This window comes from Caulobacter sp. AP07 (assembly GCF_000281955.1).
Lineage (GTDB): Bacteria > Pseudomonadota > Alphaproteobacteria > Caulobacterales > Caulobacteraceae > Caulobacter.
This window is the reverse complement of record NZ_AKKF01000162.1, coordinates 1-15,613: the sequence shown is the minus strand read 5'-3', so window position 1 is coordinate 15,613 and position 15,613 is coordinate 1. Positions and strand designations below refer to the sequence as shown.

The window sequence follows — 15,613 nt, the reverse complement described above, 5'->3', positions numbered from 1 at the left end:
CCCCCAAACCAGAATGACTGACTATTGAACGACGAGGCTTCGGCCGGCCCGCTTGCCGTCGGCGGTGCGGGCCCGCACCTCCACCCGGCCCGAGACGGGCGCGTCCGGGACGTAGAGCCGCCAGGCGCCGCCCTCGACGCGGTACTCGATCGGCAGGCCCGGAAATTCGACGTTGGCGCGCAGCTTGCCGCCCTCGACCACCGCCCCGACGCTCGGCACGCGATAGGCGACGCCCGCCGCGTCCAGCCGGGCCAGCTCCCGTCCGCCCAGCAGGTTGGCGAAGGCGTTCCAGTCGGCGTCGCGCCTGGCGCGCTGCGCCGCGTCGAAGGCGCCGGTGGCGCGGCTGTAGCCGGCGCCGGGCGCGTAGGGCTCTTCCCAGTCGGCGACGTGCCAGGCGCGCTCGGCCAGGGCCAGCATCCGGGGATAGAGCATGTAGTCGACCTGGGCGTCGGAGCGGATGGTCTCGCTCCACAGCTGGCCCTGCAGGCCCGCGAAGCGGACGCCGGGCTTCAGCGGATGCTCGTCCTTGGAGGCCTGGTCCTTGCCGTGCAGGTCGGTCCACAGCTCGGCGTGGGCCGGCAGGTTCTCGGGCATGAAGTCGAAGACCTTGCGTGTGCCGGTGGCGCGCGAGGGCCAGTCGTAACCGCGCTCCTTGGGATCGGCGGCGTAGGGGCTGTCGAAGTACAGGACCTCGGGGGTGGAGATCACCACCTCCCAGCCCTGATTGGCCTGGAGATGGGCGCTGGCCGGCCCCTCCCCGCCCAGCGCGCCCCAGTTGTTGGAGTGCACCTGGCCGGGCATGCGCTCGGCCTTGGCGTGGCTCATGCCGTCGCTCCAGCCGGCCGGGACGACGCCCTTGGCCGCCAGCATGGCCGAGACCCGCTCGATGAAATGACCGCCCAGGTCGGCCGGCGCGACGCCGGCCTTCTTCTCGTAGGCCGCGCAGGCCGGCGAGTCAGTCCAGGCGCCGGGCGTCTCGTCGGCCCCGATATGGTAGCGGGTCAGGGGCTGGCCGGCGGCGGCGTGCAGCCGGGCCATCTCGTCCACCACCTTGCCGAGGAAGGCGTAGCTGCTGTCGAGGCAGACATTGATGGTGTTGTCGCTGTAGTGCTGGATGCTGCTGTAGACGCTTTTGTTGGCCGCCTCGCTGAGCAGGTAGCGGCCGGCCTCGGCCTCCGGGCGGCCGGCGGCGCGCAGACGGGCGGCGCGAGCCTCCATCGCCTTGATCGCCGCCCGCGAATGGCCCGGCATGTCGAAGGACGGGATCACCTGGATGTGGCGGGCCTGGGCCGCCCGGACGATCTCGATGTAGTCGGCCCGCGAATAGAAGCCGTTGACCGGCGTGCTCGGATCGGGACCCGAGCCCAGTTGCGGGATCAGGCAGGTGCGCTCGGCCAGGTCGTGGCAGCGGCGCGAGCCGACCTGCGTCAGCTCCGGCAACCCCATGATCTCGACCCGCCAGCCTTCGTCGTCGGCCAGGTGCAGGTGCAGGCGGTTGAGCTTGTAGGCCGCCATCTGGTCGAGGATGGCCAGGACCTCGGCCTTGGAATGGAAGTTGCGGGCCACGTCGATATGCAGGCCCCGGAAGGCGAAGCGCGGGGCGTCGTCGATGGTCAGCACCGGAACCGAGCGGCGGGCGTCGACCAGGGCGGTCAGCGAGGCCAGGCCGTTGGCCGCGCCCTCGGCGTCGGACGCCGTGACCTGGATCGCCTGGACCGTGGTCGTCAGGCGGTAGGCGCCGGGCGACAGCGCCTCGGCCGCCGCGACCGTGATCTTCAGCGGCGCGCCGCCCTTGGCCTGACCTACCCCGACCTTGGCCAGGCGCGACAGGGCGGCCGCGAGCTCCGCGCGTTTCGCGCCCGCCAGCGACACGGCCACGCCGCGCGACAGGTCCAGGCTCGCGCCGTTCGGATCGAGCCTGGCGTCCAGTGGAGTCGGCAGGATCGCGCCGCGCGGGATCGGCTGCACGCTTGCTCCGGTGGCGGCGTTGACCTGGTAGAGGCGCGGGGCGGTGGCCCACACCGTCGCGTCGGCCGCCGAACCACCGGCCAGGCGGGCCTCGTCGGTGAACGCCGCGACGAAGGCCAGGCTCTCCAGGCCCGTCTCCGGGTCGATCACCGGCCGGGTGCTGGCGATGGTCCGCGCGGCCAGGCCGTCGGCCGCCACATAGTGGTTGGGCATCGGATAGAGCTCGGACAGCTGATGGCCGTCGAGGCGCAGGGCGATGCGGATCGGCTGGCCCGGCGCGAAGCCGGCGAAGGCCGCCGTCGGCGTCAGGCGATAGAGGTCGCCGTTGATGTGGGTGAGCGCGAAGAGATCGCCGCCGGCGTTCTGGATCTTGTCGACGCTGCTGAAATACAGCGACCAGCCGGCCGCCGGGGCCTCGGGCGCCGACAGGGTCAGCTCGGCCAGCATGCAGGATGGGGCGGGCGCGCAGGCCGTGGCGGCGGGCCGGTTGTCGAGCACCGTGTAGCCGACCTTCAGGGTCGCGGCGAACCGGTCGAGTTGCGCCTGGGTCGGCTGGGCCAAGGCCCCGCCCGCGCCCAGCAGCATCGCCAAGGCCGCGCCCGCGCCCAGCCAGGTCCGCGTCTGTCGTTTCCTCACGTCGGGCCCTTTCGTCGGTGGCTCCGGCAGGTTCTGGAAAAGGTGGGAGGACGGCCCACAAGAACGCCGTCCTCCCGGTTCTGACGATTAAGGGAGGAACGTCAGAAGGTGTAGCCCAGGCGCACCCCCCAGGTGCGCGGCGGGTCGTAGGAGCCGCGGATCGCGCCGCGATTGAAGCCGCCGTAGTTCTTGGTGTCCTTGTTGGTCAGGTTCTCGCCGAACAGCTCGACATAGTACCGGTCCTCGGGGGCCTTGATCTTCAGGCTGGCGTTGATCTTGGCGAAGGCGTGCTGCGAGTTGTCGAAGTGCTTCAGGTCCAGGTTCTGGACGTCCATCCACATGCGGTCCTGCCAGTGGACCTGGACATAGGGCAGCAAGTCGTAGCCGTTCTTCAGGCCGATGGTGTGCTCATAGGTCACCGACATCGAGTACTTCGGGGCGAAGGGCAGCTGGTTGCCGACGATGGTGTCTTGGCCAGGCGCGCCGCAGTGGGCCACGCCCAGGATCTCGCGCTCGGCGCAGGCGAAGCCGTCGGAGAAGGTTCCGCCGTTCTTGATCTTGGTGTCCAGCCAGGCGCCGTAGCCCGACAGGCGGCCGTTGGCCCAGGGGATGATGTCGAACTCGACCTCCAGACCCTGGATCCGGGCGCTGTTGAGGTTGTCGGTGGTCCAGGCCAGCACCGGGTCGCCGAAGTGGGGGCTGATCGGGTTGGTGTCGACGCCGACCACCTTCTCGCCGGTGTTCTGCATGTCGGTGTAGTCGCTGTAGAAGCCGGTGATCGACAGGCGGGCGCGGCCTTCCAGCAGGGTGGCCTTGTAGCCCAGCTCGTAGGTCTTCACCGTCTCGGGATCATAGGTGAGAAGGTTCATGCAACCGTTGTTGCAGAAGTCGAACATCTCATACATGCCGCCCATCTTGTAGCCGGTGGCGACCGAGGCGAACCACATGGTGTTGTCGTCGGGATAGTACTGGGCGCCCAGGCGATAGGTGCCTTGCTTCCATTTCATGGCCACGTTGTTGGGCTCGCCGCCCGGCATGACCGTGCCCAGGGGCGCGTCGCCGCCCATGTCGAAGTTCAGGTCCGGCGCCTGATGGCCGCGGATGCTGTCGGGCGTGTGGTGACCGTTGTACCAGGCGCTGGAGCCCTCCCAGAAGGCGTAGGTCATCCCGCCCTGGTCGGTCTTCCTGTCCCAGCTGTAGCGATAGCCGGCCGTCAGGTTCAGCTTTTCGAGCACGCGATAGTCGAACTGGCCGAACAGGGCCTTGGACTCGGTGGTGCGCTTGTTCTGGTCGAACACCCAGGTGTCGGGCAGGCCGTCCGGCTGAAAGCCCAGCGCCGGATCGTACGACGACGCCGTGGCCTGGTCCGACCAGCTCTTGTTGGCCAGCGTCTCGATGTCGTACCGGATCTTCTTGTTTTCCTTGAGGTAGTAAGCCCCGAGGACGTACTGGAACTTGGAAGAACCGGTCGACTTCAGCTGCACCTCGTGGGTGGTGGTGCGATACTTGCTGCCCTTGGTGGCCCAGCTCTCGTCCCAGATCGGGTAATAGCCGGTCAGCACGGCTTCGGGCGAGTGCAGCGAGGGATCGCCGATCGAGGCCCAGGCCGAGGGCGGATGAGCGCCGCCGTCGATGTCGGCGATCTGGTCGCGCCTCTGGTCCTGGTAGGCGGCGCGGTACTCCAGCATCGCCTTGTCGGTCAGCTCGTAGCCGACCTTCAGCTGATAGTCGTCGACCGTCATGTCCCGCTTGCCGGGCACGTTGATCTTGGCGTAGCGCAGCGGATGGTCGCAGGCCGCCGGGGTGCCAGCCGCCTGCTGGCAGTCGACATAGTCGATGTCGCCCGCGCCCTGGTCCGAGAACCGTGAGACCGTGCCGGTCAGCTCCAGCTTCTCGATCGGCCGCCAGCGGCTGATCAGGCGCACGGCCCACTGGTCGGCGTTGTTGTAGTAGTCCTTGGGCTTGACCAGGTGGTTGCGGCGCTGGTCGACGTCCGGGATCCCGTCCTTGTGGATGCCGTAGGCCGGCTCCTCCAGGTCGGTGAAGTCCTGCACCTGGGTGATGTAGCCGTCGTGCTTCTCGACCATGAAGGCCGCGCGCACGGCGAACTTGTCGCTGATCCCCCAGTTGACGCTGCCGCGCAGCTGCTTGGCGTTGTAGTTGCCAAGCTCGCCCTCGACCTTGCCGAAGAAGTCGCCGAACGCCGGCTTGGCGGGGATGATGTTGATCGCGCCGGCCGGCGAGTTCATGCCGAACAGCGTGCCCTGCGGCCCGCGCAGCACCTCGACGCGCTCGACGTCGAACATCAGCGCCAGGGCGCCCTGCGAGCGGGGGGAGTAGAAGCCGTCCTGGTGGATGGCGACCGCGCCCTCGCCCACTTCGGTGAAGTCGGTCGAGGTGACGCCGCGGATGGTGGCGGCCGTGCCGCTGTCCTGGCCGGTGCTCAGCTGCACGTTGGGCATGGTGGCCGACAGGTCGCGGGCCGATTTGATCCCCTGGCGGTCCAGGCTGTCCTGGGTGAAGGCCGAGATCGCCAGCGGCGTCTGCATCAGCTTGGTTTCACGCTTCGAAGCGGTGACCACCAGCTCTTCCAGCACCCCGACCTCGGAGGCGGCGGCGGCGACCTGTTGGGCCATGGCGACGGCCGGCAGGGCCGTGGCGGCCAGGGCCGAGCCCATCAGCAAAGCGGTGCGTCGACCGATGTGGCGACGACGTGCGACTTGAGTCACGAAATTCCCCCTTCTTCTTGTTTTTACAAGCGCTTGAACCTCGACGGATCTTCCGTCCGGCTCACCCTTCAAGCGCTCGCAGCCAATCTTTCGTCCGGGATCGACGCCGTGCGCCGCCCTTCGACACTGGGACGATAGGCGCCGGATTTGGGGGGTGTCAATATATACTTCTATTGGATGTTTTTAATGTAACGTGCTGATCGAGACGGCGGCGCCCGAGGATAAAACGCGATCAGAGGGTGTTAGCGCGACCACTCGGGCGGCCGCCCAGGAAGGTCTCGACCTCCAGCCGGCCCTGGCGCTCCTGCAGCAGCACATCGAAGCTGGGCGACAGCATCTCGTGGATCGGCAGCACCGCCGCCCCAAGGATCGAGCTGTCCTCCTGACGCTCGGACAGGGTGATGCGCGCGCCCCCGTCCCCCGCCCCGCCGCGCACCGAATGGCGCAGCGGCATGGCCAGGGCCACCAGCCTTTCGACCAGGGCCCGCGGAGCCGAACCGCCGATGACGATGGTCGAGGGGTCGAGCATGTTCTCGATGATGCAGATGGCGTTGCGCAGGTGGCCGGCGGCCTGCCGGCACCAGTCCATCAGCCGCTCGTCCTCGGCGTCCAGCAGGGCGAGGATCTGGCCGGCGGTCAGCTCGACGTCGGGGTCGCCGCTGACGGATTCCGACAGCGAGTGCAGCGAGACGTAGCGCTCCAGGCAGCCGTGGTTGCCGCAGTAGCAGGCCTTGCCGTGCGGCACGATCGGGATGTGGCCGATCTCGGTGGCGTTGCCGTTGGCGCCCTTGTAGGCGGCCTTGTCGACGACCAGCGCCCCGCCCAGGCCGACGCCGAAATGCAGGTAGAAGAAGCCCGTCAGGCCTTGCGCCACGCCGAACAGCGACTCGCCCAGCGCCCCGGCGGCGCTGTCGATGTTGTAGAACACGTGCAGGCCGGTGGCCTTTTGCAGGTCCTCCAGGATCGACAGGTCGGTCCAACCCTCGAAGGCGGTGGGCCCGGTGAAGCTGAGGCCGGGCACGTCGAACGGCCCCGGCAGGGCCACGCCCACGCCCCAGATGCGCTTGGCGTCGGCCGAGCAGGCCTGCAGTTCGCGCACCAGCTGGACCATGGTCGCCAGGGTGGCCGCCTGGTCGCGGGCGTCGATCTCGACCTCGCGGCGGTGCAGCACCTCGCCGACCAGGTTGACCAGGGCCGCCGAGGCCCGGCGCGGCTCCAGGCTGACGCCGATCGAATCGCCGCCGCGCGGGTCCAGGGTGAAGGCCATGGGCGGCTGGCCGCGGGCCTTCTCGCCCTTCAGTCGCTTGGAGACGACCAGGCCGATCTCCTCCAGGTCCTGGGTGATGTTGGCCACCGTCTGGGGGCTGAGCGCCACCAGGTCGATGATCTCCTTGCGCGAGACCTCGCCACGACGGCGGATGACGTCCAGCACGATGCGCCGGTTGTAGGGCGCGCTGGACTGCTGGGTGGCGCCGCGGGTGGCCATGCGGGCTTTCAAACTCCAGATTTCGGAGGCGACTCCTGCCACTCGGATGGCGTGTCCACAAGGGCCGCGCCCTCTCGGCCAATTTCTTCCATCCATTGGTTTTATTAATTGACACGCGCCGGACGCCCTCGCATCCTTGCCGTCGAACATGGGGTCCGCCGACACGAAGCGGGCCCGGGCATACGATCTGGGGCGGAGACGTGGCGCGGCGATCCAAGGCGGATCGGCAGGCGCCGACCCGTTCCCGGGCATGGGACGAATGAGCAAACCTCCGATGGATCACCAAAACACCGCCCCGCCCAGCCTGGCGATCATCGGCGACGTCGCCGTCGACCTGGTGCTGGGCCCCGTCGACGGCTGGCCGGCCATCGGCACCGAGACGATCATGCGGCGCAGCGAACTGCGGGCCGGCGGCTCGGGCGGCAACACCGCCCTGGCCATGCGCCACCTGGGCGCGCCGTGCCGCCTGCTGTCGCAGGTCGGCGCCGACACCTTCGGCGGCTGGCTGGCGGGCGAGTTCTCCGGCGTCGACGCCCAGCTGGGCGTGGCCCAGGCGGCGACCACCGTGTCGACCGGCGTCATCCACACCTGCGGCGAGCGGACCTTCTTCACCACCAAGGGCCATCTGGAAGAGCAGAGCTGGGCGCAGATCCGCCCCCTGGTGGGCGCGGCTCCGGCTCCCGGCTCCATCGCCCTGCTGACCGGCGCCTTCCTGCTGCCGAAGATGCGCGAGGCCTATGGCCAGGTGATCGGCGACCTGGCCGATCTGGGCTACCAGATCGCCATCGACACCGGCTGGCCGCCCGAGGGCTGGACCCCGGCGATCCGCGCCGCGACGCTGGGCTGGCTCAGCCGCTGCGATCACATCCTGCTCAACGAGATCGAGGTCACCGGCCTGGCCGAGGCCGACGACCTGGACACCGCCCTGCGCCGCCTGACCCCGCTGCTGCGGCCCGAAGCCGTGCTGGTCGCCAAGACCGGAGCCAAGGGGGCCGTAGCCCACTACGGCGGCGCGCGGTTCGCCGCCGCCGCGCCCCAGGTCGAGGTGTTCGACACCATCGGGGCCGGCGATTCGTTCAACGCCGGCTACCTGGCGGCGCGCCTTTCGGGGCTGGGGATCCAGGACGCCCTGGCCGGCGGCTGCCGTGCCGCCTCGGCGATCATCAACCACTTCCCGCGCCGCGCCATCGCGCCGGGACAACTGGCCGACCTGGTCGCTCCAGCCCACGCCGGGCGGAACTAGAACTAGAACTAGAACTAGAAGAAAAAGGACGGGGGAAACGACGATGAAAAACCGGGCTCTGGTGGTCGGCTACATTCTGGTCGTCTGGTTCGTGATCTCCTTCGTGACCAACATCATCGGCCCGTTGATGCCGCTGATCATCTCCGACTTCCGCCTCAGCCTGACCCTGGCCGGCTTCCTGCCGTTCTCGTTCTTCCTGGCCTATGGCGTGGTGTCGATCCCGGCCGGAATGATGATCGAGACCTTCGGGCCCAAGCCCGTGCTGCTGGCCGCCTTCCTGCTGAACCTGGCCGGAGCCCTGGCCTTCTCGCGCTTCCCGACCTACGGCGTGGCGGTGGGGGCGCTGTTCGTGATCGGCCTGGGCATGGCCATGCTGCAGGTGGTGATCAATCCGCTGATGCGGGTGGCCGGCGGCGAGCAGCATTTCGCCTTCTATTCGGTGATGGGCCAGCTGGTGTTCGGCCTGGCCTCGTTCGTCAGCCCGCTGGTGTTCGCCGGCCTGATGACCGGCCGGGGCGCCAGGGACCTGCTGGCCGCCCTGCCCTTCGCCGCCCAGCCCCAGTGGATCGCGCTCTACTGGCTGTTCGCGGTGATCTTCGGCGCGGTGATCCTGGTCACCCTTTGCATGAAAATCCCGGCGATCGAGCTGAAGGACGAGGAGAAGGCCGGGGCCTTCGACGCCTACGTCACCCTGCTCAAGACCCCGCACGTGATCCTGTTCTTCCTGGGGATCGCCGCCTATGTCGGCACCGAACAGAGCCTGGCCAACTGGATGAGCCAGTTCCTGGCGACCTATCACGGCGTTTCGCCGACCGCCGAGGGCGCCCACAGCGTCGGTAATTTCTGGGGCCTGATGTCGGTGGGCTGCCTGGTCGGCCTGGGGGCGCTGAAGCTGTTCGACGCCAAGGCGGTGCTGGTGGCGATCTGCGCCCTGGCCATGGTCTGCGTCGGCGCGGCGCTGTTCGGCGACCGTCAGGTGTCGCTGATCGCCTTCCCGACCTGCGGCTTCTTCCTGTCGGCGATGTTCTCGATCGTCTTCTCGCTGGCGCTCAACTCCGTGCCGAAGAACCACGGGGCGCTGTCGGGCATCCTGTGCTCGGGCATCCTGGGCGGAGCCGTCGTGCCGCTGATCGTCGGGGCGCTGGGCGAACACATCGGCCTGCGGGCGGCGATGCTGGCGGTGTTCGTGACGCTGGGCTTCCTGATGAGCATCGGGTTCTGGGCGCGGCCGCTGGTGCGCAACGAGACGATCACCTGGCGGAAGAAGGTGGCGGCTTAATCTGGAGACCCTCTCCCCCTGGGAGAGGGTTTCTCGTTCCTAACACCCAGGCCCAGGCCCCAGCGGCAGACACCGCCCATCGACATCCGCCGGCACGGCCACGCCCGTCACCGCGGCGATCGTCGGGGCGATGTCCACGGTCTCGATCGGCAGCACCCGCTCACGCGCCCCCGCGCCCTTCCACCAGAACACGATCGGCACCCGCCGGTCGTAGTTCCACGGGCTGCCGTGGCTGGCCACATAGCTGGCGCCGGCCGAGGCCGGGGTCAGGTAGGGCTGGAAGGCCACCAGGATGTCGCCGATCCGGCCGGGATAGGCGCTGCGACGCATGCGTTCGGCGACGCTGATCTCGTCCGGCGGCGTACCCTTGGGCGGCGGCGCGGCGGTGGCCAGGGCGCCCGCGTCATAGGCCTCGAACACCTCCGGCCGCTTGGCCAGGATCGCCAGCGCCGCGGCGGTGATCCGCGCGTGATCGACTGCCGACGGCGCCTTGCCGTCCGAACCGACCACATAGAGCGACTCGATGCCGCCCGCCTGGACCAGGGGATCGTGGCCCAGCCCCAGTTGCGCGCGGACGGCGGCGTTGAGGTCCTTCAGCCAGGCGATCGGCGACACCCGGCCGGCGTCGTAGCCCTGTTCGCGCAACCGCTCGGGGAAGTCCGAGCCGCCATGGTCGGCGGCCAGCACCACCAGCACCTGACCCTTCACCTTGGACAGGCCGTCGAAAAAGTCGCCCAGTCGGGCGTCGAGCTGGCCCAGTTGGTCGCACATCTCCGGCCCGCGCGTGCCGAACCGGTGGCCGACGAAGTCGGTGCCCGACAGGCTGACGGTCAGCATGTCGACCGCGTCGCCGTCGCCCAGATGGAATTCCTCGCGCAGGGCCTGGGCGGCCTCCAGGGTCACCCGGTCGGTATAGGGGCTGGTCGCCAGGTTTCGGGCCGCGCCGGCCGCGTCGGTCGCCTTGGGTAGCGGCAGGGCCGCGCGCCACTGGCGGTCGCCGGTGACATAGTCGGCCTCCTTGGCCGCGCAGGCCTTGTCGGCGTAGGTCCAGGCGGTCGGCGCTTTCTTGAGGTCCGCCGCCAGCCTGAGGTTCAGCGCCGCCACCGGCGCCAGCCGCGCCTTGGCGTCCTGCCCCGGCTCGACCCAGGTGGTGAAGCCAAAGCCCTGCTGCAGCCAGAACACGCCGTCGCCGTGATGGCCGGCCATGGCGATCGCCCCGCGATCCTTGCCCGACACCGCGTAGACCTTGCTCTTCGGCGAGGCGGCCTTCAGCCAGTCGCCATAGGTCTGGGCCTCCAGCCGCTTGGGGCTCACCCCCTTGGCGGCGGGGTCGTGGGCCAGGGTCACCGACGGGTCGTCCAGGCAATAGGTCTTCTGGCCGGTGGCCAGGTCGTAGAAGTCGTTGGCGACGATGCCGGTCTTGTTGGGATACTTGCCGGTCAGCAGGGTGGAGTGGCCCGGGCAGGTCTCGGTCATGCCGTGCGACTGGTAGCCGCTGGGATAGACCACGCCTTCACGCGCCATTCGCCCCAGCCCGCCCTTGAAGCCGCCCCGGTACTGTTCGAACAGGCTGGCGCTGAACTGGTCGATCGAGATGACGACCACCAGCTTGGGCTCGGGCTTGGCGATGGTCGCGGCTTGGGCGGGACCGGCGAGGGCGAACAGGGCGGCGGTCAGGGCCGGGCCGGCGACGGCTTTGGTGAAGCTAGACATGGCGCGCACCATGCATTGTCACAAAACCGTCGCAAGTCGGAATTGGCCGAACGCCGATGTTTCCGGCCGGATGTCCTGATGGCGCTCAGGCCTCCGTGTGGCTGACGAACTCCACCAGCCGGCCGTCGGGGTCGTGGGCGAAACCGGCGTAGTAGTAGGGATGGATGTGCGGCAGGACGGCGGGCGCCCGCTCCTGCACGCCGCCGTGGCCGCCGGCCATGGCGTAGGCCCGATCGACCGCGGCCCGGTCGTCGGTCACGAAGGCGTAGTGGACGTCGACCGAGGGATCGCCCTCGACGATCCAGAAGTCGAGCCGGCCTCCGGAGCCGAAGCCCTTCTTCGGTCCATCGACCAGCAGGCTGTAGCCGGCCGGCTCCAGGACCTGCCGGTAGAAGCCGACGCAATCGGCCAGACGACGGGTGCGGATTTCCAGATGATCAAGCAAGGGACCTAGACCTTTCAACGGAGAACGCCTCAGCGACGCCGTGAGGTTTAGCCGCGCCGGCGCGTCTGCTGGCCGCGAAGAACGGGCATGGAACGCGGAAATTCCGCGTTCTGGCGCGGCATCCGGAATGCTAGCGTCACGGCATGAAGCTTGATCGTTTCGACCGCCAGCTCCTCAACCTCGTCCAGGACGACGCGGGGCAGACTTCCGAACAGCTGGCCCAGCAGGTCGCCCTGTCCCCGTCGGCCGTGCAGCGCCGGCTGCGCAAGCTGAAGGACGCCGGGGTCATCGTCCGCCACACCGCCATCCTCGAGCCGCGCAAGGTGGGTCGGCCGACCTTCTTCATCGTCTCACTGGAGGTCGAGCGCGACCGCCCCGAACTGCTGGCCCAGCTGCGAACCTGGCTGGCGGCCCAGGAGCATGTGCAGCAGGCCTTCTACGTCACCGGCGAGGCCGACTTCATCCTGGTGGTCACCGCGCCCGACACCGAGACCTACGACGCCCTGATGGCCCGCCTGGCGGTGGAGAACCCCAACGTCCGCAAGTTCACCACCAATGTCGCCCTGGGCGTGGTCAAGCGCGGCCTGACCATCCCGGTGCCGCTGGACGAGATGGACTAGGGCGGAAGGCGGAAGCCGACAACGCCGACCATGGGTGGAAAACAGTCCTGGCGCCCGTGTCGAGACTCCGCCGCCCACATGCGCTCTATTGCTGTTCATAGCGGAGACGTTTGGAGGGCGGCATGATCCACGGTTTGAGGACAGCCATCGCGGCGGTGACGCTTTTGCTCGGCGGTCCGCCACTGGCCGCCGCTGCGCAGCAGTCCCCCGCCATCGTCGCTGAGAGTCGGGATGGTCAGCGGGATTTTGACTGGGAGATCGGTGAATGGACGACACGCCTGTCTCGTCTCCAGCGCCCTCTGAGTGGTTCCAGCACCTGGGTCAAGTACGAGGGCGTGACTGTCGTGCGCCCTGTACTGGACGGCAGCGCCAATCTGGTCGAACTGAAGGTCGAAGGACCGGCCGGACGGATCGAGGGCTTGTCCTTGCGCCTGTACGATCCGGACGCCCGGCAGTGGAGCCTCAACTTCGCCGGCGGCGGGGTGCTGACCCGGCCGGTGTATGGCAAGTTCAGGGACGGTCGCGGCGTATTCTACGGGCAGGACACGCTGGGCGCCCGGGCCATCCTGGTGCGCTTCATTATCTCTGACGTGACCGCCAACTCCGCTCGCTTTGAGCAAGCGTTTTCCGATGACGGCGGGATCACCTGGGAAGTGAATTGGATCGCCGTCGACACCCGCCGCGGAACCTCGGCTTGAACGGCTGAAACCCTCGCACAACGGCCAGGCAAGCGTCATCGCTTCAACCCCGCCGCCAGCGCCTTGGCCGCCTGCGCCGGCGAGACTTTCCCGTCGTCGCGATCGACCGAGAAGTTCGCCGCCCGCATCGCCTCCACCGTGATCGCCCCATCCAGCCCCGCCAGCGCCTTGCGCAGCCGCGCGTCCTCGGCCCGGCCCGGGGCGATCAGCAGCACGGCGTCATAGGGCGGCAGCGCGCCCTTCGGGTCGCCCAGCACCACCAGGCCGTCGGCGGCGATGCGGCCGTCGCTGGAGAAGGCCGAGATCACGTCGGCCTCGCCCGAGCCGAGGGCGCGGTACATGAAGGTCGGCTGGAACTGGCGCCGGGCCTTGAAGCGCAGGCCGTACGTGCGCTCGACGCTGGTCCATTCGGGACGCGAGAAGAACTCCAGGTCGCCGCCCATGGTCAGGTCCGGGGCCTTGGCGGCCAGGTCGGCCAGGGTGGTGATCCCCAGGGCCTGGGCGCGGTCGCGGCGCATGGCCAGGGCGTAGGCGTTCTCGAAGCCCAACGGGGCCAGCAGCACGACGCCGTCGCGGCGCTTCAGCTCGGTCCGCAGCCCGTCCAGCACCGCCGTCCGGCCGGGATTGTCGCTCCGCCCCAGGACGTTGGCCCACAGGGTGCCGGAATAGTCGACATAGGCGTCGATCTCGCCGGCGGCCAGGGCGCGATAGGCGACGGCCGAGCCGAGGTTGATCTTGCGGGTCACCCGCGCCCCCTGCCCTTCCAGCCGGTCGGCCATCAGTTCGGCCAGGATGTACTGCTCGGAAAAGTTCTTGGCCCCGATCACGTAAGACGACGGACGCGGCGCCAGGCTTCCCGCCAACGGCGCGACGGCGATCGCCAGGCCGATGGCGAGACCCGCCAGGCCCGCGCCCCAGACCCGCCGGTCGCGCCGCTCGGCCCCGCGCTCGACCAAGCCCAGCAGCTGGTCGACCACCAGGGCCAGGGCCGCTGAGGCGACGCAGCCGGTCAGCACCATCGCCCAGTTCTCGGTCTGCAGGCCGGAGAAGATGTAGTCGCCCAGCGAGGTCTGGCCGACGGGCGTGGAGAGCGTGGCCGCGCCGATGGTCCACACCGCCGCCGTGCGCACCCCGGCCATGATCACCGGCAGGGCCAGGGGCAGTTCGACCCGCCACAGCCGCTGGCGATCGGTCATGCCGACGCCGCGCGCCGCCTCGACCACCGCCGGCTCGACGCCGGTCAGGCCGGCCACGGTGTTGCGCAGGATCGGCAGCATCGAATAGAGCGTCAGGGCCAGCAGCGACGGCAGGAAGCCCAGGGCCGAGAAGCCATGGCCGAACGCGGCCTTGGCCAGGTTCGAGAGCAGCAGCAGCAGCGGATAGAACAGGGCCAGCAAGGCCAGGCTGGGGATGGTCTGCACCAACCCGGCCAGGGCCAGGGCCGGCCAGCGCAGGCGCGGGCTGCGGGCGGCCAGCACGCCCAGCGGCAGGGCGATCAGCAGACCCAGCGCCAGGGCCGCCGCCGACAGCGCCACATGCCAGGCCAGGCGCTCGGATAGCAGGGACAGCAGGCCGCTATTCACCGGCGACCTCCCGCATGCGGGCGGCCTGGCGACGTGGGGCCTGCATCAGGGCCTCGACCGCCGGATCGGGATGGCCGGCCAGCAGGGCGCGCGGCGTGTCGTCGGCGATCACCTCGCCCGCGGCCATCACCACGATGCGGTCGGCCAGCAGCACGGCCTCGGCGATGTCGTGGGTGACCATCACCGTGGTCAGGGACAGCTGGTCGTGCAGGCGGCGCACGTCGTCGGCCAGGGCGACGCGGGTCACCGAATCCAGCGCCCCGAACGGCTCGTCCATCAGCAGGATCGAAGGTCGCGCCGCCAGGGCCCGGGCCACGCCCACCCGCTGGCGCTGGCCGCCGGACAGGTTGGCCGGCCGTCGCGTGGCCAGGTCGCGGGGCAGCGCCACCAGGTCGAGCAGCTCGGCGGTGCGCGCCGTGATCTCGCCGGCGGCCCAGCCCAGCAGGGTCGGAACCACGCCGATGTTCTCGCCCACCGTCAGGTGCGGAAACAGGCCGATCTCCTGGAACACATAGCCGATGCGGCGGCGCAGGGTCGGGCCGTCCAGGTCGGCGGTCGGCGCGCCGTCGATCCGCACCTGGCCGCCGGTGGGCGTGACCAGGCCGTTGAGGGTCTTGAGCAGGGTGGTCTTGCCGGCTCCCGAGCCGCCGACCAGGGCCACGAACTGGGCCTTGGGAATCGACAGGCTGGTCGGCTGGAGGACCGCCTGGCCGTCATAGGCCTTGCGGACCTGTTCCAGGACGATGGCGTCGGTCATGCGGCTCCAGATCGGCGTGGGCGAGACAAGCGGCGCCCCAGGGACCTGCTGTCGCAGGGGCGTCCTGTCACAGTCAGCCAGAACGCGCGGCGTGGGAAGCCTATTGCGACAGCTGATTCCCCGCGCGCGGTTCGCCGCGACGAGGCCGGCTCCCGGAGACCGATCATGACCACCACCCTCGCCGCTCGCCCGTTCGAAGCCCGCATCACGCCCGCCGACAAGCGCGCCCGCGCCTTGGTCAGCCGCCTGCACTGGGCCGTCTTCGCGATGGTGCTGCTGAACGCCGTGGTCTGGGGCGGCATGATCGCCGCCCTGCGCGGCGTGCTCGACCCGCACGGGCTGGTGGACCAGGTCTGGGCCTGGAGCGCGACCTGGCTGGCGACGCTGCCTCATGTGAGCATCACGATTTCGCACTGAGGCGCCTTTCCTCACGACACGGCTTCGCCGCCTCACGCG

At 69.4% G+C, this 15,613-nt stretch carries 12 protein-coding genes; 5 read left to right on the top strand and 7 right to left on the bottom strand.

The features are described 5' to 3' along the window. Window positions 1-21 precede the first annotated feature (21 nt). The 3 genes from PMI01_RS13730 to PMI01_RS13720 form a co-directional block, all read right to left on the bottom strand. A complete protein-coding gene (locus PMI01_RS13730) occupies window positions 22-2,604 on the bottom strand; it encodes a family 20 glycosylhydrolase (protein ID WP_007669606.1) in 2,583 nt (860 codons plus the stop codon). Window positions 2,605-2,705: 101 nt separating this feature from the next. Continuing rightward, entirely contained in the window at window positions 2,706-5,333 is a 2,628-nt protein-coding gene (locus PMI01_RS13725; RefSeq protein ID WP_238537058.1) for a TonB-dependent receptor, read from the bottom strand. Between the two features lie 232 nt (window positions 5,334-5,565). Further along, on the bottom strand, window positions 5,566-6,819 hold the full coding sequence (locus PMI01_RS13720) for an ROK family transcriptional regulator (protein WP_007669599.1): 1,254 nt from the start codon (window positions 6,817-6,819) through the stop codon (window positions 5,566-5,568). A gap of 274 nt (window positions 6,820-7,093) precedes the next feature. Between PMI01_RS13720 and PMI01_RS13715 the strand changes: the two genes are divergently transcribed. Both PMI01_RS13715 and PMI01_RS13710 read left to right on the top strand, forming a co-directional pair. Continuing rightward, a complete protein-coding gene (locus PMI01_RS13715) occupies window positions 7,094-8,062 on the top strand; it encodes a carbohydrate kinase family protein (protein ID WP_007669596.1) in 969 nt (322 codons plus the stop codon). A 43-nt stretch (window positions 8,063-8,105) separates the two neighbouring features. Further along, window positions 8,106-9,341, top strand: coding sequence for an MFS transporter (locus PMI01_RS13710; protein ID WP_007669595.1), 1,236 nt, complete (start codon window positions 8,106-8,108; stop codon window positions 9,339-9,341). A gap of 39 nt (window positions 9,342-9,380) precedes the next feature. Here PMI01_RS13710 and PMI01_RS13705 read toward each other — a convergent pair whose 3' ends face one another. After that, window positions 9,381-11,054: an alkaline phosphatase PhoY gene (locus tag PMI01_RS13705; protein WP_157223778.1), complete on the bottom strand. Its 1,674-nt coding sequence runs from the start codon at window positions 11,052-11,054 to the stop codon at window positions 9,381-9,383. An 85-nt stretch (window positions 11,055-11,139) separates the two neighbouring features. Continuing rightward, on the bottom strand, window positions 11,140-11,499 hold the full coding sequence (locus tag PMI01_RS13700; protein ID WP_035036184.1) for a hypothetical protein: 360 nt from the start codon (window positions 11,497-11,499) through the stop codon (window positions 11,140-11,142). Between the two features lie 143 nt (window positions 11,500-11,642). Here PMI01_RS13700 and PMI01_RS13695 point away from each other — a divergent pair, with 143 nt between their 5' ends. Together PMI01_RS13695 and PMI01_RS13690 are read left to right on the top strand one after the other, a co-directional pair. Continuing rightward, the gene (locus tag PMI01_RS13695) at window positions 11,643-12,119 is read left to right on the top strand and encodes an Lrp/AsnC family transcriptional regulator (RefSeq protein WP_007669588.1); all 477 of its coding nucleotides are present in this window, start codon (window positions 11,643-11,645) and stop codon (window positions 12,117-12,119) included. A 122-nt stretch (window positions 12,120-12,241) separates the two neighbouring features. Next, complete coding sequence (locus tag PMI01_RS13690) at window positions 12,242-12,817, top strand: hypothetical protein (RefSeq protein ID WP_007669586.1); 576 nt, start codon at window positions 12,242-12,244, stop codon at window positions 12,815-12,817. Between the two features lie 35 nt (window positions 12,818-12,852). Here the strand turns inward: PMI01_RS13690 and PMI01_RS13685 are convergent, their stop codons facing one another. Both PMI01_RS13685 and PMI01_RS13680 read right to left on the bottom strand, forming a co-directional pair. Continuing rightward, a complete protein-coding gene (locus PMI01_RS13685; RefSeq protein ID WP_007669584.1) occupies window positions 12,853-14,400 on the bottom strand; it encodes a glycine betaine ABC transporter substrate-binding protein in 1,548 nt (515 codons plus the stop codon). Further along, a complete protein-coding gene (locus PMI01_RS13680; protein WP_007669582.1) occupies window positions 14,393-15,157 on the bottom strand; it encodes an ATP-binding cassette domain-containing protein in 765 nt (254 codons plus the stop codon). The genes PMI01_RS13685 and PMI01_RS13680 overlap by 8 nt, the downstream gene beginning before the upstream one ends. A 165-nt stretch (window positions 15,158-15,322) precedes the next feature. Between PMI01_RS13680 and PMI01_RS13675 the strand changes: the two genes are divergently transcribed. Continuing rightward, window positions 15,323-15,574, top strand: coding sequence for a hypothetical protein (locus PMI01_RS13675; RefSeq protein ID WP_007669580.1), 252 nt, complete (start codon window positions 15,323-15,325; stop codon window positions 15,572-15,574). The last annotated feature ends 39 nt before the right edge of the window (window positions 15,575-15,613 follow it).

Bases quoted from the DNA above. Each gene is read 5' to 3' on its own strand.
- PMI01_RS13705 (WP_157223778.1), bottom strand. From the start codon at position 11,054: ATGTCTAGCTTCACCAAAGCCGTCGCCGGCCCGGCCCTGACCGCCGCC.
- PMI01_RS13710 (WP_007669595.1), top strand. From the start codon at position 8,106: ATGAAAAACCGGGCTCTGGTGGTCGGCTACATTCTGGTCGTCTGGTTC.
- PMI01_RS13680 (WP_007669582.1), bottom strand. From the start codon at position 15,157: ATGACCGACGCCATCGTCCTGGAACAGGTCCGCAAGGCCTATGACGGC.
- PMI01_RS13690 (WP_007669586.1), top strand. From the start codon at position 12,242: ATGATCCACGGTTTGAGGACAGCCATCGCGGCGGTGACGCTTTTGCTC.
- PMI01_RS13720 (WP_007669599.1), bottom strand. From the start codon at position 6,819: ATGGCCACCCGCGGCGCCACCCAGCAGTCCAGCGCGCCCTACAACCGG.
- PMI01_RS13675 (WP_007669580.1), top strand. From the start codon at position 15,323: ATGACCACCACCCTCGCCGCTCGCCCGTTCGAAGCCCGCATCACGCCC.
- PMI01_RS13715 (WP_007669596.1), top strand. From the start codon at position 7,094: ATGGATCACCAAAACACCGCCCCGCCCAGCCTGGCGATCATCGGCGAC.
- PMI01_RS13695 (WP_007669588.1), top strand. From the start codon at position 11,643: ATGAAGCTTGATCGTTTCGACCGCCAGCTCCTCAACCTCGTCCAGGAC.